Source organism: Mucisphaera sp. (genome assembly GCF_965279675.1).
Taxonomy (GTDB): domain Bacteria; phylum Planctomycetota; class Phycisphaerae; order Phycisphaerales; family Phycisphaeraceae; genus Mucisphaera.
In genome coordinates this window covers 280,766-299,899 of record NZ_CBDIIJ010000002.1, presented here as the reverse complement: position 1 = coordinate 299,899, position 19,134 = coordinate 280,766, and the positions used below count along the sequence as shown (strand labels likewise).

Genomic DNA, 19,134 nt, shown 5'->3' with positions numbered 1-19,134 from the left:
CGCGATGCCAATGGCCTCGCCTGTGCGGCAGGGGGGGCGCGGGGAGGGCTGGGGGCAGGAGGGGTGGGGGGGTTCCACATCGATCCCTGGCGACCCGTCAAAAACGCCGTCATCACCCACGGCCACAGCGACCACGCCCGACGCGGTTCCTCCCTCTACATCGCCACCCCCCAATCCGCACCCATCCTCCGCCACCGCCTCGGCAAAGACATCAACCTCCGAGAGGTCCCCTACGGCGAAACCTTCACCCTCAACGGCATGCAGGTCTCCCTCCACCCCGCCGGCCACCTCCTGGGCTCCGCACAGGTCCGCGTCGAGCACGAAGGCCAGGTCTGGGTCGTCACAGGCGACTACAAACGCGCCCCCGACCCCACCTGCGACCCCTTCGAAGTCGTCCCCTGCGACGTCCTCATCTCCGAGTGCACCTTCGGCCTCCCCATCTACCAATGGCCCGACCCCGCCGAGGTCATCAACGACATCAACGACTGGTGGCGGCACTGCCAAACCAACAACCGCACCGCCATCCTCACCGCCTACTCCCTCGGCAAAGCCCAACGCCTCCTCGCCTCGATCGATGCAACCATCGGCCCCATCGGCCTCCACGGCGCCATCGCTCCCCTCTGCCAGGTCTACCGCGACGCCGGCATCCACCTCCCCGAATGGGTCAAGGTCGACCGCACCAACGCCAAACAGCTCAAAGGCCAGGCCCTCGTCATTGCTCCGCCCTCCGCCCTCGGCACCCCCTGGCCCAAGCAACTGGCTCCCGTCTCTGCAGCCTCCGCCTCCGGATGGATGCGCGTCCGTGGCCGCCGACGCCGCGAAGCCCTCGACCGCGGCTTCGTCCTCTCCGACCACGCCGACTGGCCCGCCCTCATCCGGACCTTTAAGGAAACCGGCGCCAAACGCATCGGCCTCACCCACGGCGCAACCGAAGCCCTCCAACGCTACCTCATCGAAGTCGAAGGCCTCGACGCCTACTCCATCGACACAAGCTACGTCGGCGAAGGCGCCGATGAAGCCACCACCGACGAAGCCGAAACCGATCCGCAGGGCAGCCTCACATGAAGCGCTTCGCCCACCTCTACCAGCAGCTCGACCGCACCACCCGCACCAGCGAGAAACTCGCCGCGCTTGAAGCCTACTTCACCGAAGTACCCCCCGAAGACGCCATCTGGGCCCTCCACTTCCTCACCGGCCGCCGCATCAAACGCGCCCTGCCCTACAAACTCCTCCAGGACGAAGCCGCCACACGAAGCGGGTACCCACCCTGGCTCGTCAGCCAGTGCCGGCAAATGGTCGGCGACCTCAGCGAAACCATCTCCCTCCTCCTGCCCCACACACCGAACGACACCGACCCGCCCAGCCTCCACGAACTGGTCGAAGACTTGCTCCTGCCCCTGCCCATCAGCTATGACCAACAGAAACGCAAGCTCCTGAATGCGGCCTGGGACCGGCTCGACCCCTGGCAGCGCTTCGTCTTCCACAAACTCCTTAGCGGCGCCCTCCGCGTCGGCGTCGCCGAACGACTCGTCATCCGCGGCTTCGCCGCCGCCGTCAACGCCCAACCCGAAGACATCGCCTACCGACTCACCGGCCACTGGGACCCCACCCCCGAGACCTACCGCAGGATCGTCGAAGGCGACACCCAACTCGACGCCCTCCGCCCCTATCCCTTCTGCCTCGCTACCCCGCACGAAGGCACTCCCGAAACCCTCGGTGACCCCGCCGACTTCCAGGCCGAATGGAAATGGGACGGCATCCGCGGACAACTCATCCACCGCCAAAACCAGGTCGGCCTCTGGTCGCGAGGCGACGCAGCTATCCAACAAGCCTTCCCTGAACTCGCCGACGCCGCCCGACAACTCCCCGACGGCACCGTCCTCGACGGCGAAATCCTCGCATGGGATCACGACAACCACAAACCCCAATCCTTCAACGCCCTCCAGAAACGCCTCAACCGCATCGACGTCCGACCCACCCTCTTCGGCCCCGAAATCCCCGTCGTCTTCCGCGCCTACGACCTCCTCGAACACGAAGGCCAGGATCTCCGGCCACAGCCTCTCACCGAACGACGAACAAAGCTCGAAGCCATCATCAACGACGACAATATCAACCCCTCACTCCTCACACTCTCACCCACCATCCCCTTCACCGACTGGTCCGACCTCACCACCCTCCGCGAACAATCCCGCGACCGCGCCGTCGAAGGCCTCATGCTCAAACGCCTCGACTCGCCCTATGGCACCGGCCGCAAAACCGGCCTCTGGTGGAAATGGAAAGTCGCCCCCCACACCGTCGACGCCGTCATGATCTACGCCCAACGCGGGCACGGCGAACGCGCCGGCGTCTTCAGCGACTACACCTTCGCCGTCTGGGACGACAACAACGAACTCGTCCCCGTCACCAAGGCCTACTCCGGACTCACCAACGAAGAGATCGACAAGGTCAGCCGCTGGGTCCGCAAGAACACCCTCGACCGCCGCGGACCCATCCACCGCGTCAACCCCCAACACGTCTTCGAGATCGCCTTCGAAGGCATCCAGGCCTCCGCCCGCCACCGCTCCGGCGTCGCCCTGCGCTTCCCGCGCATGCTCCGCTGGCGCACCGATAAACAGCCCGAAGACGCCGACCGCCTCGCCACCCTCAAGAAACTGCTCGATGCCCAAAGCAGCTCCTGAAACCAACAACCCGCCAGCCCCGCCCACCAAGGCCGCCTGGAAACGCGCCCACGCCAAAGCCCGCGACTGGTTCACCTTACGCGGCTGGCAACCCGCCCCTTATCAGAAGCAGGTCTGGAAAGCCTACGAGCAAGGCCAGTCCGGCCTCGTCCACGCACCCACCGGCACCGGCAAAACCTACGCCGTCTGGTTCGGCCCACTCATCGAAGCCCTCGCCGAAGCCGACCGCACCGGCCCCGTCGAACCACCCACCGCCAAAAAGCGAAACATGGCCGACACCGTCCGCGCCCTCTGGATCACACCCCTCCGCGCCCTCGCCAACGACACCACCGACGCCCTCGCCGAGCCCATCCACGACCTCGGTCTCAACTGGACTGTCGAAAAAAGAACCAGCGACACGTCCTCCAACCTCAAAGCCAAACAACGAAAACGCCTCCCCACCGCCCTCGTCACCACCCCCGAAAGCCTCAGCCTCCTCCTCAGCTTCGCCGACACCGCCGAGCAACTCCGAAGCGTCCGCGCCGTCATCGTCGACGAATGGCACGAACTCATCGCCTCAAAACGAGGCATCCAAACCCAGCTCTGCCTCAGCTACCTCCAGGCCCACAACCCCAATCTCCGCATCTGGGGACTCTCCGCCACGCTCGCCAACCTCGACCAGGCCATGCAGTCCCTCGTCGGCCCCAGCCACGACGGCCAGCTCATCCGCGGGCGCAAACAGAAACAGATCGCCGTCGACTGCCTGATCCCCGAAGCCATCGAACGCTTCCCTTGGTCCGGCCACCTCGGACCCCGCCTCGTCGACGACGTCACCAACCAACTCACCGACGGCTCCACCTCGCTCATCTTCACCAACACCCGCTCCCAGACCGAAGCCTGGTTCCAGGCCATCATCAACGCCAGACCCGATTGGACCGGCGAGGTCGCCATGCACCACGGCAGCATCGACCGCGACGTCCGCGAAGAAGTCGAACAACGCCTCCGCGAAGGCTCACTCCGCTGCGTCGTCTGCACCTCCAGCCTCGACCTGGGTGTCGACTTCTCGCCCGTCGACCGCGTCTTCCAGGTCGGCTCACCCAAAGGCGTCGCACGACTCATCCAACGCGCCGGCCGCAGCGGTCACCGACCCGGAGCACCCAGCCGCGTCACAGGCGTCCCCACCCACGCCTTCGAACTCATCGAATTCGCCGCCGCCCGCCGAGCCGTCAAACAAGGCATGATCGAAAACCGCCCACCACCCGGCATGGCCCTCGACGTCCTCGCCCAACACCTCGTCACCCTCGCCACCGGACCCGGCTTCACTTCTGACGAAGCCCTCCAACAGGTACGCAACACCCACACCTTCGCCAACATCACCGACGCCCAGTGGTCCTGGGTCCTCGACTTCGTCGTCCGAGGCGGCCAGACCCTCCGCGCCTACCCCGAGTTCGCCCGCGTCATCGAGAAAGACGGCCGCTACACCGTTCGCGAGCAAAAACTCGCCCGCACCCACCGCCTCGGCATCGGCACCATCACCGCCGACACCGCCATCGAAGTCCGCTTCGTCTCCGGCAAACGACTCGGCACCATCGAAGAATCCTTCATCGCCAAACTCGAACGCGGACAACGCTTCATCTTCAGCGGCCGCGTCCTCGAACTTGTCCGACTCGACGGCACCACCGCACTCGTCCGCAAAGCCACCCGACCCAGCCGAGCCATCCCCCGCTGGCAAGGCGGCCGCTCACCCCTTTCCACCCAACTCGCCGAAGTCGTTCGCCAACTCCTCGACGAAGCCCGCCAGGGCATCTACCACGACCCCGAAACCAAGGCCCTCCGCGACATCCTCAACCTCCAACAACAACTCTCCATCATTCCAAAGCCGAACCAACTCCTGATCGAAACCGCACAGACCCGACTCGGCCACCATGTCTTCCTCTTCGCCTTTGCCGGCCGCCTCGCCCACGAAGGCCTCTCCAGCCTCCTCGCCCACCGACTCAGCAAACGCCAGCCCCTCTCCATCACCGCCATGGCCAACGACTACGGCCTCGAACTCCTCGCCCCCGACCCCATCAACCTCACCACCGATGATTGGTCTGAAGTCCTGAGCACAAACAACCTCGACGAAGACCTCATCGCCTGCGTCCACGCCACCAAACTCGCCCGCCGACGTTTCCGTCAGATCGCCCAGATCGCAGGTCTCATCCAGCAGGGCTACCCCGGCCAGCGCAAACCCACCCGCCACCTCCAGGCCTCCTCCGAACTCTTCTTCGACGTCTTCGAGCAGTTCGACCCCGACCACCACCTCCTCCACCAGGCCCACCGCGAAGTCCTCGAACAGGAACTCGAACAAACCCGCATCACCCAAACCCTCAGCGGCATCAGCAACCAGCAAATCATCATCCAACCCACCGACTCCCTCTCGCCCCTCGCCTTCCCCCTCTTCGCCGACCGCATCCGCGAAACCCACGTCTCCACCGAAAGCTGGACCGACAAAATGGCCCGCATCGTCCAGGACATGGAAGACCGCCACAGCCGCCAAACCGCCACTGGCAACAAGCCCCGATCTCAACGAAAATCAAGGAAGTGACCCTCACCCACACAACCGCAACAACCACCCTCGACCTCGACTGGGCCAACCACCGCTGGCGCTTCCTGGGCGACCGCGCCCTCCTCCACCTCGAATCCCAGCACCTCTTCGTCGCCGACCTCCACCTCGGCAAGGCCGCCGGCTTCCGCGCCGCAGGCATCGCCGTCCCCGCCGGAACCACCCAATCAACCCTCGCCCGACTCACCCAACTCATCACCACCCACCAACCCCAAACCCTCACCATCCTCGGCGACCTCCTCCACACCCGCACCGGCGTCACCGACGAACTCATCCAAGCCTATCGCCACTGGCATCAGCAAAACCCCCTCCCCGTCAACGTCGTCGCTGGCAACCACGACCGCTCCGCAGGCGGCATCCCCACCACCCTCAACCTCAACCCCATCCCCGCCGGCACCGAGATCCTCCCCGGCATCGCCGCACTCCACGACCCCGCCGACCCCTCACCCCACCCCGCACTCGCCGGACACCTCCACCCCGCCGCCAGCCTCTACGGCCGTGGCCGAACTCGCATCCGCAGTGCCTGCTTCTGGCTCCGACGAACCCGCCTCATCCTCCCCGCCTTCGGCGACTTCACCGGCTGCCTCAACGTCGAACCCCAACCCGATGAACGACTCGTCATGATCAGCGACAACGGCTCACTCTTCGCCGTCGATCACTCAAAACCATCCACCGACCACAGATAACCAAACATCACCGGCGCTCCCACCCCACCCATCGACTCACCCAGATCCACCGACAACAGATTCACCGTCGTCCCACCACCACCCGACGCCTCCGACGCCCCCGCATAAGGCGCCGCCACATAATCCAACGGCCGGTGATAAAGCACCAGATCCGCTGACTCGACCCCCGCCAAACCCTTCGCTCGCTCAAAAGCCAGATACAAATCCCCCGTCTCATCCACCAGCCCCAGCTCCGCCGCCTGACCCCCCGTGTACACCCGCCCATCCGCCAGCCTGTTGATCGTCTCTCGATCCAACCCAGCCCGCCCCGCATCCACCGCCGCCACAAACTGCTCGTGGAACGCCTCGATCATCCCCTCAAAAACCTCACGCTGCTCCGCCGTCAACGTATCCAAAGGCGAACCCGCCCCCTTGATTTCCCCACTCCGAATCGTCGTCGCTGTAATCCCCCACCGATCCAGCGCCGGCTTCAAACTCACCGTCTGCATGATCACCCCGATACTCCCCGTGATCGTCGACGGATATGCCACAATCCGATCCGCCGCACACGCCACGTAATACCCCCCGCTCGCCGCCACATCCATCATCACCACCACCACCGGCTTGCCCGTCCGCTCCCGGAACAGCCGCACCTCGTCATGCATCATCCGACTCGCCGTGACCGACCCGCCAGGCGAATTGATCCGCAGCACCACCCCCTTCACCCGATCATCCGTCGCCGCCCGCGCCAGCTGTTCATGCAACTCCGCCACTGGATTGCTTCCCTGCTGCAGCAGCCCATCCCGCCGAGCATTCACGATCACCCCCGTCACATCGATCATCGCCACCTTCACCCGCCGCGCCGACTCATCCACCACCACCGTCTCCGTCAGCGACCGATCCCCAGGCCCAATCCCCACCACCACCGTCGTCGGACCACAACCCGCCAGCACCAGCACCACCAGCCCAAGCAGCCATCGAGCCATCGCACAACTCCGTAACAGGGTTCCCCTCGACTATACTGCCTCCGCCGGGAGCGTAGCTCAGTGGTTAGAGCAGGCGACTCATAATCGCTCGGTCGCGGGTTCGAATCCTGCCGCTCCCATTCCCCGAAATAATCAGTAAACCAATGCCCCCGAGAGGATTCGAACCTCTGACCTGCGCTTTAGGAAAGCGCTGCTCTATCCAGCTGAGCTACGAGGGCAACTCACCACAGAATAACCCAACCCCTCACTCCCCCTCCACCCAAACCAGCCGAGGCACCCCCTCTTCCAAAATCTCCCGAACCCGCCGCTCAAGCGTCCCATCCTCAATCAGCGCCTGCAGATGGTCGCCCGGACAAGACGTGCTCGCCAGATCACGATGCCCAAAAATCTCGATCGGCTCGATCTCATACTCGGCCACCGCCCACGCCATCAGCCGCGCGATCGTCTCCACCTGCACCTCATTAGGCGTCTGATCGTTGTAGTTGCCATAACAATTAATCAGGAAGTGACCCGCCGTGTCGTAACGCGTGTTCGTATCCCCAAGGTAACGATCGTCACGCCCCTGATACACCGTCCCGTCCAGATCCACGATGTAGTGATACGGCACATCCCACCAGTTCCGCTGCGACGCCCCCCAGCTCTGCATCGCCGCCAGCTTCCTCCCCAGATCATCCTCAGGACCATGAGCCGTTGCGCTGTGGTGAAGCGTCAACCGATCAATCGCATGACGAATCCGAAGCCGCTGCTCCGCTCCACCCGCGTCCGCCGAATCACGTAGATACGCAGGCAGCGAATCCACCGTCGCAACCTCAATCACCGTGAGCCCCCGACCCAACTCACCCTCCTGCGTGTAGATCGCCACGACCGCGATCCGCAGCTCGCCCCGTACCATCGCCTGACCCTCCGCTGCCGTCACGATCGCCTTCCCCGCCGCATCCTCAAGCAGCAGCTTCACCCGATCCACATCCGCCGCCCCCTCCGCTTCTTCCTGCCCCTCCTCCATCGCCTCGCCCACCGCCGCCGTATCGAGCACCGACAGACTCAACCCTTCAAAATCAACCGTGTCACCGATCGCCAGATTCCGACGGATCCCATGCGCCTCCACACCCGCCGGCGGCCGGTCACTCCAAACCTCATGCCGCAGCACCCTGATCGTCATGCCCTCCCCAGCCGCCCGCTCCTCCGCCAACAACACAGGCGTCGAAACCACCATCACCACCACCAACAACGCCAAAGCCATGTAACCAGGCATCACACACTCCGCTGAGGATTGCATCCATCAAAATCACGTTAGCGCTGCATACGTGCTCGTCCGCACACGCTTCACCTGCCGCTTGTTCGCCGCCAGATGATCCAGAATCAGACTCAGATCCTCGATCGCATCCGGCTGCCCGATCGCCTCCGCCAGCGCCTCCACGCTCATCCCCTCACCACCCGACCGCTTCAGGTGATCCACCGCCGCCTTCTGCAGGTCCAGCACCACACCCGCCGCCTTCTTACCAGCCTCCACGCCAGGCTGGTGATACGCATTGATGTTCACCAGCGTCGCGTAAAAACCCACCGCCCGCTCATACAAGGCAATCAGCGCACCCACCGACTTCGCATCCAGCTTGTCCATCACGATCGTCATCGACGGACGACCCGACTCATACAACGCCGTACGCGTACCCATATAAAAACCACGCAAATAATCGCCCGCCGTGATCCCCGGCTCCACCTCCAGCGACTCACGCTTGCCAGGCGTCGCATAATCCTGCATCACCAGAATGAACGTCGCGAAGAAATCATCCAGCCCGTCACGCAGCTGCTGCACATACGCATGCTGGTCCGTCGAACCCTTGTTCCCCAGCACTGTAATCCCCTGCTTCGTCGGCTCGCCATCCAGCGTCTCCGCCTTGCCCAGCGACTCCATCACCAGCTGCTGCAGATACTTCGACATCAGCACCAGCCGATCCTTGTAGGGCAGCATCACCATCTGACGCTCACCCTTCCCGCCCGTCGCAAAATGCCACATCAGCGCCAGCCGCGCCGCCGGGTTCTTCGCCGTGTCATGCACCCGCGTCACCCCATCCATCGCAGCAGCACCCTCAAGAAACTGACGGATGTTGATCCCCTGCAGCGCCATCGGCACCAACCCCACCGCCGACATCAGGCTCGTCCGGCCGCCTACCCAGTCCCACATCGGGAAACGCTTGAGCCACCCCTCCTTCACCGCTACCTGATCCAGCTTCGACCCCTCGCCCGTGATCGCCACCGCATGCGGCGCAAAGTCCAACCCCTGAGCCTCATAAGCAGCCTTCGCCAGCAGCATCCCGTTCCGCGTCTCAGGCGTCCCACCCGATTTTGAAATCACCACCGCCAGCGTCGACTTCAGCTTCGACTTCAAACCCATCAACACCCGCTCGATCCCATCCGGATCCGTGTTATCCAGAAAATGCGGGTTCAGCTTGTTCCGCCGACCCGCCAGCGCATCCGCCACCAGCTGTGGGCCCAGCGCCGACCCGCCAATCCCGATCACCAGCACATCCGTAAACCGCCCATACGTCGCCGGCACCAGCTCCTTCTGATGCACCGCCTCCGCAAACGCAATCACATCGTTGATCGTCGTCTGAATCGCATCCGAGAGCGCCTGCTCCGGCGCCAGATGCGGGGCCCTCAACCAGTAATGCCCCACCATCCGATCCTCATCCGGATTCGCGATCGCTCCCGCCTCCAAACGATCCATCGCCTCATAAGCCCCGCGCATCTCAGCCGACATATCCGTCCAAAGCGTCGCAGGAAACGCCATCCGCGAAACATCCAGCGAGATCCCCGTCCCACGAGCCTTGCACAGATGCTTCTTGTAAAAGCGATACAACGCAGTCTTGTCATCAATGAATGGCACGCCAGACTCCTGCTATCAACCGGTGTTGGACAGTCCTTGTCGATCCTCACGCCGCATCAACCACACACGGTCCATGCAGCCCACAAACCCAACCATAACCAACCCCGCCACCTCGCGTCATCAAGGCACACTCGTCTGCAGCGAACCCGTCTCCCGCTCATCACCGCTCGGACGAACCACCAGCCGATGCTTCACCCGCGTCGATGGGTCATACAACTCCGCAAGCACCACCGGCTCGTTCTTGTCAGGCGACAGCAGCGTCCCCGTCGGGTACGTCTCCCCAAAGTCATTCACAAAACGACGCAGCGACAGCCAGTTCTTCCCGATCTCCAGCCGATCCACCGGCCGCGCATACGCCTGATTCAGCCACAGCTCGACCCGGCGATAGGACCGTGACGACAGATTGATCACCTCGATCTGACGCCCGTCCCGCACCACGTGCACCGGCAGATCGGGACCCACCTGCGCCTCCTCGGGATAAGCCAGCGTCGCCACATCCCGAGCCTGCGTCTCCGCCAACAGGTCCCCCGCGCCACGACAGCCCACCAGAACCAGAGCCAGCACCAACAGCATCCCCACGCCAGCAGAATCAGGCACCCATCGCCTTCTGGCACGCGGAAGGGCGGTCACACACGTCGGTCTATAATCCATATCCATGATGCGCCTCAGCGGACTCCAGATCGATGCACCCTTCTACCAAGCCGGCCTGGCAGGCTACTCAGACGCCGCCATGCGCATCGTCGCACGCGAACACGGCTGCCCCCACTGCGTGACCGAGGCCATGCTCGATCACTTCCTCATCACAGGAGGACGAGGACTCAAAGCCGCCGAACTCCGCGACGACGACCACCCCATCACCGGGCAGCTCATGGGCTCGCACCCACAGGATATCGCCCAGGGAGCGAAGATCCTCGTCGACCTCGGCTACGACGCCATAGACGTGAATCTCGCATGCCCCGTCAAAAAGATCAAAAAGAAAGCCCGAGGCGGACACCTCCTCTCCGACACCGACACCGCCATCGACATCCTCAAAGCCGTCCGCCAGGCCACCCCCGACACCACCCCCATCACCGTCAAACTACGCCGCGGATCCGACGATGAACCCGGATCCGCCGAACGCTTCTACAAAATCTACGAAGCCGCCATCGAGAACGACTATGCCGGGGCCACCGTCCACGGCCGCACCGTCGAACAGAAATACCTCGGACCCGCCAACTGGGCCTTCCTCGCCGACCTCACCAAACGCTACCCCAAACCCGCCAACCGACTCGGCACCTTCTCCCTAGGCGGGTCAGGCGATATCTGGAACGCCAGAGACATCTTTCGCATGATCGAAGCCACCGCCGTCGACTGGGTCAGCGTCGCCCGCGGATGCATCGGCAACCCCTGGCTCTTCCGACAGGCCAGAGCCCTTATGAACAACGACCCCGAAGAAGCCAACCGACCTCCCACCATCCACGAGCAGCGCGCCGTTCTCCTCCGCCACTTCAAGCTCAGCCTCGAACTCCATGGCGAAATCCCCGCCTCAAAAATGATGCGCAAGTTCGGCATCAAGTTCTCCCGACACCACCCCGAGGCCGACGCCATCAAACAAAGCTTCATCGCCGTCAGCTCCCTCGCCGACTGGCACGCCGTCCTCGACCGCTTCTACGACACCGACGGACCAGGCGTGGTTGCAGAAGCCGAGAACCAGATCGACAATACCACCGCCGAGGAGGCGTGCGCCCCTCTAAGTTGAGTCGTTCCAACCGAGGTCTACCATGCCCTACCTGTTCGCCCTCCTCATCCTCGCCACCCTGCTCACCACCGGCTGCAACACCGTCCCCCTCATCGACCCCGAAGAACCCCAAGGCGTCTTCGAACGCTACACCATCATCGGACGCTCACTCGACGGCCGCGGCATCGAGTGCCACGAACTCGGCGACGGCGAAGAGCTCATCGTCTTCGTCGCCGGCATCCACGGCAACGAACCCGCCGGCGTCCCCCTCGTCCGCCAGCTCGGCGCCGTCCTCAAAGCCAACCCCGAACTCCTCGAAGGACGACGCGTCGTCATCGTCGGCAACGCCAACCCCGATGGACTCGCCCTCAACCGACGCTTCAACAACCGCGACATCGACCTCAACCGAAACTTCCCCGCACGCAACCACACCACCGAACGCGACCGCCACGGCCGCCGACCCCTCTCCGAACCCGAAAGCCGCGCCCTCTACAACCTCTTCCAGTCCCTCCCTCGACCCGCCCGCGTCATCACCCTCCACCAGCCCCTCGAATGCGTCGACTACGACGGACCCGAAGAAACCACCCTCCCCCTTGCCGAAGCCCTCGCCGAAACCTCGGGGCTCCCCGTCAAGAAACTCGGCAGCCGACCCGGATCCCTCGGCTCCTGGCTGGGCGTCGACCGCCAGATCCCAACCATCACCATGGAATTCTATAAGTCCGACACCGACCTCTCCGACGACGAGCTCTGGCAGCGCTACGGCGAAATGATGCTCACCGCCGTCGTCTTCCCCGAAAAGCCCGGCCCCCGGCAGGTCCCCGTCTCCACCGAACGCTTCCGCTCACCCTCCTGAGCACGGAGTCCGATTCCCCTAATCCGACGATCCCGCACAACCCGCACAACGTACAGCTCCCTACGCGCTTCCCGCTGGCAACAAACCCCACCCCAACGCCAGCCACGCCCCGCAGTCACCGATAAGACAGGTGTCTGCAAGCCGTCTGTACCAGGAGCTGTCGATGTGTGGAATCGTTGCCTACGTAGGCTCTCAGCAAGCCTCGTCCCTGCTCGTTGAAGGCCTCAAACGACTCGAATACCGCGGCTACGACTCCGCCGGACTCGCCATCGGCACCTCCGATGGCATCAACGTCGTCCGCAGCGTCGGCCGCGTCGCCGTCCTCGAAGACGCACTCGAAAAAGCTGGCGGCCTCCACGGCACCATCGGCATCGCACACACCCGCTGGGCCACCCACGGCGAACCCATCGAACCCAACGCCCACCCCCACACCGGACAGACCGCCGACGGCCACACCATCGCCGTCGTCCACAACGGTATCATCGAAAACTACCGAACCCTCCGCACCTACCTCGAAGGCAAAGGCCACACCTTCACCAGCCAGACCGACACCGAAGTCCTCGCCAAACTCATCGCCGAGGTCTACGAAGACAACCTCGAACAGGCCGTCCAGTCCGCCCTCCGCGAAGTCACCGGAGCCTACGCCATCGCCGTCATCTGCTCCGCCGAACCTCACACCCTCGTCGGCGCACGCAAAGGCTCACCCCTCATCGTTGGCGTCGCCGATCGCAGCTACGTCCTCGCCTCCGACGCCTCCGCCATCGTCGCCCACACCACCCAGGTCGTCACCCTCGACGACTACCAGGTCGTCCGCCTCTGCGCCGGACCCAACGACAAACAGGACCCCGCCTTCGGACCCTGGGCCGTCGACTTCCGCACCACCACCATCGACAACGTCCCCGTCTCCGCCAAGGTCACCGAGCTCGAGATGGACCTCGAACAGATCGAACTCGGACCCTACCCCCACTACATGATCAAAGAGATCATGGAGCAACCCGAAACCCTACGCACCTGCCTCCGCGGACGCATCGACCACCGCGAAGGCCGCGTCGTCCTAGGCGGCCTCGCCGACCACGCACGAACCCTCGTCGCCGCCCATCGCGTCATGCTCGTCGGACAGGGAACCGCCCACAACGCCGGACTCATCGGCGAATACCTCATGGAATCCCTCGCCAAAATCCCCGCCCGAGCCCAGTACGCCTCCGAGTTCCGCTACCGAAACCCCATCATCGAAGAAGGCTCCATCGTCATCCCCATCAGCCAGTCAGGCGAAACCGCCGACACCCTCGCCGCCCTCCGCGAAGCCCGCGACCGCGGAGCCACCGCCATCGGCGTCGTCAACGCCGTCGGCTCCACCATCAGCCGCGAAACCGACGCAGGCGTCTACCTCCACGTCGGTCCCGAAATAGGCGTCGCCTCCACCAAAGCCTTCCTCGGGCAGGTCGCCGTCCTCAGCCTCATCAGCCTCTACCTCGGCCGACGACGCTACCTCTCCGAAGCCGATGTCGCCCACTACCTCGAAGCCCTCGAACAGATCCCCGACCACATCGCCGCCATCACCCAGCAGGCCGACGCCATCAGGACCATCGTCGAGAAGGTCGTCGACCGCGACAACTGGCTCTTCCTCGGCCGCGGCTTCAACTACCCCGTCGCCCTCGAAGGCGCCCTCAAACTCAAGGAAATCTCCTACATCCACGCCGAAGGCATGCCCGCCGCCGAAATGAAACACGGACCCATCGCCCTCATCGATGAAGGCATGCCCGTCGTCTTCATCGCCACCCGTGGCTCCCAGTACGACAAGGTCGTCTCCAACATCGAAGAAGTCCGCGCCCGAGGCGGCCGCATCCTCGCCGTCGCAAGCCAGGGCGATCACAACATCCACAAATACGCCGACTTCGTCGTCGAAGTCCCCGACGTCCCCGAGCCCCTCCAGCCGCTCGTCACCGTCATCCCCCTCCAACTCATCGCCTACCACGCCGCCGTCCTACGCGGCCACGACGTCGATAAACCCCGAAATCTCGCCAAGAGTGTCACCGTAGAATAAGAGACCGTCACGGAAGACCACCTCCACAGGAACCTCGCGATGAGATCAAGAACAAACCACACCATGCCACGATGGATCCGCGGGTCATTCGCCGCCATCCTCCTCGCCGCCGGCTTAGCCGTCGCAACGGGCGTCGCCCAGACCGACCCCCAACCCGCCAACGCCCAGTCCGACTCCGTGCCCGCCAGCACCGTTGTCGAACGCATGCTCGAGCGCCGCGAAGCCTCACCCCGCATCGCACCCACCGGCCGCAACGACAACGAAAACGCCAGCCCCGTCGCCATGCCACTCACCGCCGTCGATATCGATCGATCCGTCCTCGGCCTCGCCCCCGGCGAAGCCGCACCGCCCCTCATGCGCGACGGCTCCTTCATCATCGGACGACGCGGCCACCTACGCCGCTCCAGCGACGCAGCCCACCTGCTCTTCGTCTTCGAAGCCCAGGCTGCCGACAACCCCACGCTCCCCATGATCGTCCAGCCCTGCGCGCTCCGTGAAGACATGGAAGACTACCTCGCCGAACGCGGCAACGAGATCAGCTTCATCGTCTCCGGCCAGGTCTTCACCTACCGCGGCGCCAACTACCTCCTCCCCACCATGATGAAAATCGCCATCGATCGACCCGGCGCCGGACAGTAAACAGCCACCCCCGCTAACCTCCGGGCATGATCACCCTCAACGTCAAAACCCAGCAACGCGACGCCATGGTCGAACTCACCCGCGACGTGCAGGACGTCGTGACCCAGGCCGGCCTCCAGAACGGTGCCGTCACCGTCTACGTCCCCCACACCACCGCCGGCATCACCATCAACGAAAACGCCGACCCCGACGTCGTCCACGACTTCCTCAAACAACTCGACCAGATGGTCCCCTGGTCCCAGCCCTTCTACCGACACGCCGAAGGCAACTCGGCCTCCCACGTCAAAGCCTCCATGATGGGCACCAGCACCCGCGTCCTCGTCGAAGACGGCCGCCTCTGCCTCGGCACCTGGCAGGGCATCTGGTTCTGCGAGTTCGACGGCCCCCGAAACCGCAAAGTCTGGATCCGACTCGAGCCGCTAAACAGCTAAGCCCGAATCCAGAGCCTGTTCACCAGACTTTTCACTCTCCCAAACCGCCCTCATCGCAACGAAAAACCCCGTCGCCGCAAAAGCAGCAACGGGGCGGAGGGGAGAAAGCTGAATTGATAAATTAGTCAAACCTGAACTTGCATTCGCAAATCTAGTGGGTCTGGGCATGTTAAGCAAGCCCTAGATTGCCCCGTTTGACATTTTTTCTCAAAAAGACCTGTTTAGGGGATGTCCCGGGCCAGCAAAGCCGCACCGATCACCCCCGCGTCGTCCCCCAGCTTGCTCGCCATGATCTTGCAGTCACGAAGCTCGTGCGGGAACACATGCCGCTCAAACGCATCCGTGATCCGCTTCATCCACGCATTCCCCAACGCCTCGGTCACCCCGCCACCCACCACCACCTGCGGCAGACTCAAAAGCGTCACCGTGTTCGCGATCGAAATCCCCACGATCTCCGCCGCATGAGACACCACCTCAAGCGTCAACGGGTCCTCCTGCTTCACCGCCTGAGCCAGAATCTTCGATCGGATCTTCGACAGATCGCCACCCGTCGCCTCCACCAGCGACGACGAATGATTCGCACCGATCAGCTTCGCCAGCAGCAGCACCATCGAGTTCCGGCTCGCCAGGTTCTCAACCGTCCGACGCCCAATGCTCGAGTGCGCCGAGATCGTCGTGTGCCCGATCTCGCCCGCCGTCCCGAAATGACCATGCATCAGCTTGCCGTTGAGAATCAGTCCCCCGCCAATCCCCGTCCCCACAAACACCGCCAGCATGTCCTGCCCGGTCTTGCCAGCGCCCGCGTGATACTCGCCCCACGCCCCCACGTTCACATCGTTGTCGATCAGCACCGGCATCCCCACCAGCTCGCCCAGCTTCTTCGCCAGAGGAAAATCACGCCAACGCAGATTCACCGCCTCACGCACCACCCCGTTCTCGATATCCAGCGCTCCCGGCGCCCCGATGCCCAGACCCGCCACGTCCCCCTTCGACACCTTCGCCTCATCAAGGATGCCGTCACACAGCTTCACGATCCGAGACAGCACCTTCTCAGCACCCTCGTCCGCCTTGGTCTTGGTGCTGTCCCGAGTGATCAGCTTGTTGTCAGGCCCAAGCAGCCCCGCCTGAATATTCGTGCCCCCAAGATCCACACCCAGCGTCATCGGTCCCTTAGGCATAGCTCGTTCCTGTTTCTGCAGTAAGAGGTGGATCCAGAGTCATCAGACCATCGCAGGCCGCTGCCGATGGTAATCCGTCCCCCGCTCATACACCCGCGCGTAACGAAGCAGCCGCGCCTCATCAAAAGGCCGACCGATCAGCTGCAACCCGATCGGCAGCTCACGTCCCTCGGAAGTATCCATCCCCGCCGGCACGCTCAAGGCTGGCAACCCGGCCAGCGGCGCGTTCACCGTATAAATGTCATTCAGGTACATCGCCAGCGGGTCATCCGTCTTCGCACCGATCTTGAACGCCGGCCCAGGCGTCGTCGGGCACAGAATCGCATCACACGATTCGAACGCCACATCAAAATCCCGCCGGATCAGCCGCCGCACCTTCAGCGCCCGATTGTAGTAAGCGTCGTAATACCCGCTCGATAACGCATACGTCCCCAGCATGATGCGCCGCTTCACCTCATCCCCGAACCCCTCCGAACGGCTCGCCGCATACAGCTCCACCAGGTCATCCGTCGTCTGGCTCCGGTGCCCGTAGTGGATCCCGTCGTACCGAGCCAGATTCGACGAAGCCTCCGCCGTCGCCACGATGTAGTACACCGGGATGCCGTAATCCGTGTGCGGCAAGTCGATCTCCACCAGCTCCGCGCCCGCCTCCCTGTAGATCGCCTTCGCCGCCTCCACCGCCTTCTGCACATCCTCGGTGTTGCCTGAACCGAAGTACTGACTCGGCAGCCCGATCCGCAGCTTCCCGGGATCCCCATCCACATCCGTCAGATCACCCGGCACCGGCTCGTTCGCACAGGTGCCGTCCATCGGATCGCCACCCGACATCGCCGCCAACAGCAGCGCCGCATCCTTCACCGTATGCGTCAGCGGCCCCGCCTGGTCCAGACTCGAAGCAAACGCGATCATCCCCCACCGAGAAATCCGCCCATACGTCGGCTTCAGACCCACCACGTTGCACAAGGCCGCCGGCTGACGGATCGACCCGCCCGTATCCGTCCCAATCGCCCCGGCACACAGGTCGCCCGCGATCGCCGCCGCACTCCCGCTCGACGACCCGCCCGGCACCCGCTCCACATCCCATGGGTTCTTCGTCACCCCCAACCGCGACGTCTCCCCCGACGATCCCATCGCAAACTCATCCATCCGCGTCTTGCCAATGACAATCGCACCCGCCGCCTCCAGCCGCGCAATCGCCGTCGCCGTAAAAGGCGACCGATACCCCGCCAGCATGTTCGATGACGCCGTGCTCGTCCCCTCCTCCGTACAAAACAGCGCCTTCACCGCGATCGGCACCCCGGCCAGCGACCCCGTCACCTCACCCGCATCCACCGCCGCCGCCCGCTTCAGCGCGCTGTCCGACCAGACCTCCTCGTAAGCCCCGATCGCCCCCTCATGCGCTTCAATCCGCCCGAGGTAAGCACCCACCGCCTCCTGCGCCGACACCCGCTTCTCAGCGATCATCTGCCGCAATTCATCAAGCGTCGTCTGCGTCGGATCAAAACTCATAGGCGTCGTTCACGGTTCTCAGGACCAGGAAAAGCAGGCAGTCAATCCAGGAGCGGGACAGGGGGGACGGGGGGAGGGGGGTATGCAGGTCAGGCGCTCGACCCGTCGCCCAGCACCTTGGGCACCTGAAAATAAGGCGGGTCAGCCGCAGGAGCATTCGCCAGCGCCTGCTCCGTCGTCAGACCCTCGGCCGCCACGTCGTCACGCAGCGAATTCGTCAGGTCCAGCGGGTGCGCCATCGGCTCCACGCCCTGCACGTCCAGCTCGCTCAGCTTCTGGATGTACGAAAGGATCGCACCCAGCTGATCCGTCATCCGATGCACTTCCTCATCCGACAGGCTCAGCCGGCTCAGCTTCGCCACGTGACGGACATCGGCTTCCGAAATCGGCTGCGTCTCGCTCATGGGCCGGAGGATAGCCCGCTCCGACCCGCCTTGCCACGCCCCACGCCCCCCCTCGCCCAGATTCACGACCATCCGCACTCCCCCTGAGCCCGGCCAGCACGCCATAGGCTGGGTATGCTTGGGCCATGGCAGACATCAAACTCCTCGAGTCCTTCCCCAACCCCTCCTCCAACCGCGACTACCTCATCGAGCACGTCGCCGAGGAGTTCACCAGCCTCTGCCCCAAGACCGGCCACCCGGACTTCGGCGTCGTCAGCCTCCGCTACGTCCCCGACAAAACCTGCGTCGAACTCAAGAGCCTCAAGATGTACCTCCAGGCCTTCCGCAACGAGGGCATCTTCTACGAAGCCGTCACCAACAAGATCGCCGACGACCTCAAGAACTTCATGAGCCCACGCTGGATCGAACTCCGAACCGACTGGCACGGCCGAGGCGGCATCCGCTCCAGCATCACCGTCGAGTCCGGCAACCGACCCGGCATGCCCGACGACGACTGGTACGACGAAGACGAAGGCCGACCCCTCGAACGCCCCGGCGACGACAACTGGCGCTGACCCTCACT

General features: G+C 64.0%; 17 protein-coding genes and 2 tRNA genes. 11 read left to right on the top strand and 8 right to left on the bottom strand.

Annotated elements, in window-relative coordinates; translation table 11 throughout:
* Positions 1-48 precede the first annotated feature (48 nt).
* The 4 genes from ACQZAB_RS01310 to pdeM are packed head-to-tail and all read left to right on the top strand — an operon-like array spanning position 49 to position 5,948.
* Positions 49-1,065, top strand: coding sequence for a ligase-associated DNA damage response exonuclease (locus tag ACQZAB_RS01310; RefSeq protein WP_428390120.1), 1,017 nt, complete (start codon positions 49-51; stop codon positions 1,063-1,065).
* Positions 1,062-2,678 (top strand): ATP-dependent DNA ligase, encoded by a 1,617-nt coding sequence (locus tag ACQZAB_RS01305; protein WP_428386408.1) that lies wholly within the window; start codon positions 1,062-1,064, stop codon positions 2,676-2,678. Before ACQZAB_RS01310 ends, ACQZAB_RS01305 begins: the two co-directional genes overlap by 4 nt.
* Positions 2,659-5,244: a ligase-associated DNA damage response DEXH box helicase gene (locus ACQZAB_RS01300; protein ID WP_428386406.1), complete on the top strand. Its 2,586-nt coding sequence runs from the start codon at positions 2,659-2,661 to the stop codon at positions 5,242-5,244. Before ACQZAB_RS01305 ends, ACQZAB_RS01300 begins: the two co-directional genes overlap by 20 nt.
* Complete coding sequence (pdeM, locus tag ACQZAB_RS01295) at positions 5,241-5,948, top strand: ligase-associated DNA damage response endonuclease PdeM (RefSeq protein ID WP_428386405.1); 708 nt, start codon at positions 5,241-5,243, stop codon at positions 5,946-5,948. The genes ACQZAB_RS01300 and pdeM overlap by 4 nt, the downstream gene beginning before the upstream one ends.
* Here pdeM and sppA read toward each other — a convergent pair.
* Positions 5,918-6,913 (bottom strand): signal peptide peptidase SppA, encoded by a 996-nt coding sequence (gene sppA, locus ACQZAB_RS01290; protein ID WP_428386403.1) that lies wholly within the window; start codon positions 6,911-6,913, stop codon positions 5,918-5,920. The two genes, pdeM and sppA, sit on opposite strands and share 31 nt — an antisense overlap.
* Positions 6,914-6,959: 46 nt before the next feature.
* Between sppA and ACQZAB_RS01285 the strand changes: the two genes are divergently transcribed.
* Positions 6,960-7,032: transfer RNA gene (locus tag ACQZAB_RS01285), tRNA-Ile, on the top strand.
* 25 nt (positions 7,033-7,057) lie between these two features.
* Here the strand turns inward: ACQZAB_RS01285 and ACQZAB_RS01280 are convergent.
* From ACQZAB_RS01280 to ACQZAB_RS01265, 4 genes are all read right to left on the bottom strand, one after another.
* Positions 7,058-7,131, bottom strand: a tRNA-Arg gene (locus tag ACQZAB_RS01280).
* 26 nt (positions 7,132-7,157) lie between these two features.
* Entirely contained in the window at positions 7,158-8,165 is a 1,008-nt protein-coding gene (locus tag ACQZAB_RS01275; RefSeq protein ID WP_428386401.1) for a peptidoglycan recognition protein family protein, read from the bottom strand.
* A 33-nt stretch (positions 8,166-8,198) separates the two neighbouring features.
* A complete protein-coding gene (locus tag ACQZAB_RS01270; protein WP_428386399.1) occupies positions 8,199-9,797 on the bottom strand; it encodes a glucose-6-phosphate isomerase in 1,599 nt (532 codons plus the stop codon).
* 120 nt (positions 9,798-9,917) lie between these two features.
* Positions 9,918-10,394, bottom strand: a complete 477-nt coding sequence (locus ACQZAB_RS01265; RefSeq protein ID WP_428386397.1) for a hypothetical protein — start codon at positions 10,392-10,394, stop codon at positions 9,918-9,920.
* Between the two features lie 58 nt (positions 10,395-10,452).
* Between ACQZAB_RS01265 and ACQZAB_RS01260 the strand changes: the two genes are divergently transcribed.
* The 5 genes from ACQZAB_RS01260 to ACQZAB_RS01240 all read left to right on the top strand — a co-directional run bounded on the left by ACQZAB_RS01260 (position 10,453) and on the right by ACQZAB_RS01240 (position 15,481).
* Entirely contained in the window at positions 10,453-11,535 is a 1,083-nt protein-coding gene (locus tag ACQZAB_RS01260) for a tRNA dihydrouridine synthase (RefSeq protein WP_428386396.1), read from the top strand.
* A 22-nt stretch (positions 11,536-11,557) separates the two neighbouring features.
* Positions 11,558-12,367: a DUF2817 domain-containing protein gene (locus tag ACQZAB_RS01255; protein ID WP_428386395.1), complete on the top strand. Its 810-nt coding sequence runs from the start codon at positions 11,558-11,560 to the stop codon at positions 12,365-12,367.
* Positions 12,368-12,530: 163 nt separating this feature from the next.
* Positions 12,531-14,411, top strand: a complete 1,881-nt coding sequence (gene glmS, locus ACQZAB_RS01250; RefSeq protein WP_428386394.1) for a glutamine--fructose-6-phosphate transaminase (isomerizing) — start codon at positions 12,531-12,533, stop codon at positions 14,409-14,411.
* Between the two features lie 63 nt (positions 14,412-14,474).
* Positions 14,475-15,050 (top strand): hypothetical protein, encoded by a 576-nt coding sequence (locus ACQZAB_RS01245; RefSeq protein ID WP_428386392.1) that lies wholly within the window; start codon positions 14,475-14,477, stop codon positions 15,048-15,050.
* A gap of 26 nt (positions 15,051-15,076) precedes the next feature.
* The gene (locus ACQZAB_RS01240) at positions 15,077-15,481 is read left to right on the top strand and encodes a secondary thiamine-phosphate synthase enzyme YjbQ (RefSeq protein WP_428386390.1); all 405 of its coding nucleotides are present in this window, start codon (positions 15,077-15,079) and stop codon (positions 15,479-15,481) included.
* Between the two features lie 221 nt (positions 15,482-15,702).
* On the opposite strand, the gene ACQZAB_RS01235 is transcribed toward ACQZAB_RS01240, so the two are convergent.
* From ACQZAB_RS01235 to gatC, 3 genes are all read right to left on the bottom strand, one after another.
* A complete protein-coding gene (locus ACQZAB_RS01235; protein ID WP_428386388.1) occupies positions 15,703-16,659 on the bottom strand; it encodes an ROK family protein in 957 nt (318 codons plus the stop codon).
* Between the two features lie 42 nt (positions 16,660-16,701).
* A complete protein-coding gene (gene gatA / locus ACQZAB_RS01230) occupies positions 16,702-18,168 on the bottom strand; it encodes an Asp-tRNA(Asn)/Glu-tRNA(Gln) amidotransferase subunit GatA (protein WP_428386387.1) in 1,467 nt (488 codons plus the stop codon).
* Between the two features lie 89 nt (positions 18,169-18,257).
* Entirely contained in the window at positions 18,258-18,644 is a 387-nt protein-coding gene (gene gatC, locus ACQZAB_RS01225; protein WP_428386385.1) for an Asp-tRNA(Asn)/Glu-tRNA(Gln) amidotransferase subunit GatC, read from the bottom strand.
* A gap of 53 nt (positions 18,645-18,697) precedes the next feature.
* Here gatC and queF point away from each other — a divergent pair, with 53 nt between their 5' ends.
* Positions 18,698-19,126, top strand: a complete 429-nt coding sequence (queF, locus tag ACQZAB_RS01220) for a preQ(1) synthase (protein ID WP_428386384.1) — start codon at positions 18,698-18,700, stop codon at positions 19,124-19,126.
* The last annotated feature ends 8 nt before the right edge of the window (positions 19,127-19,134 follow it).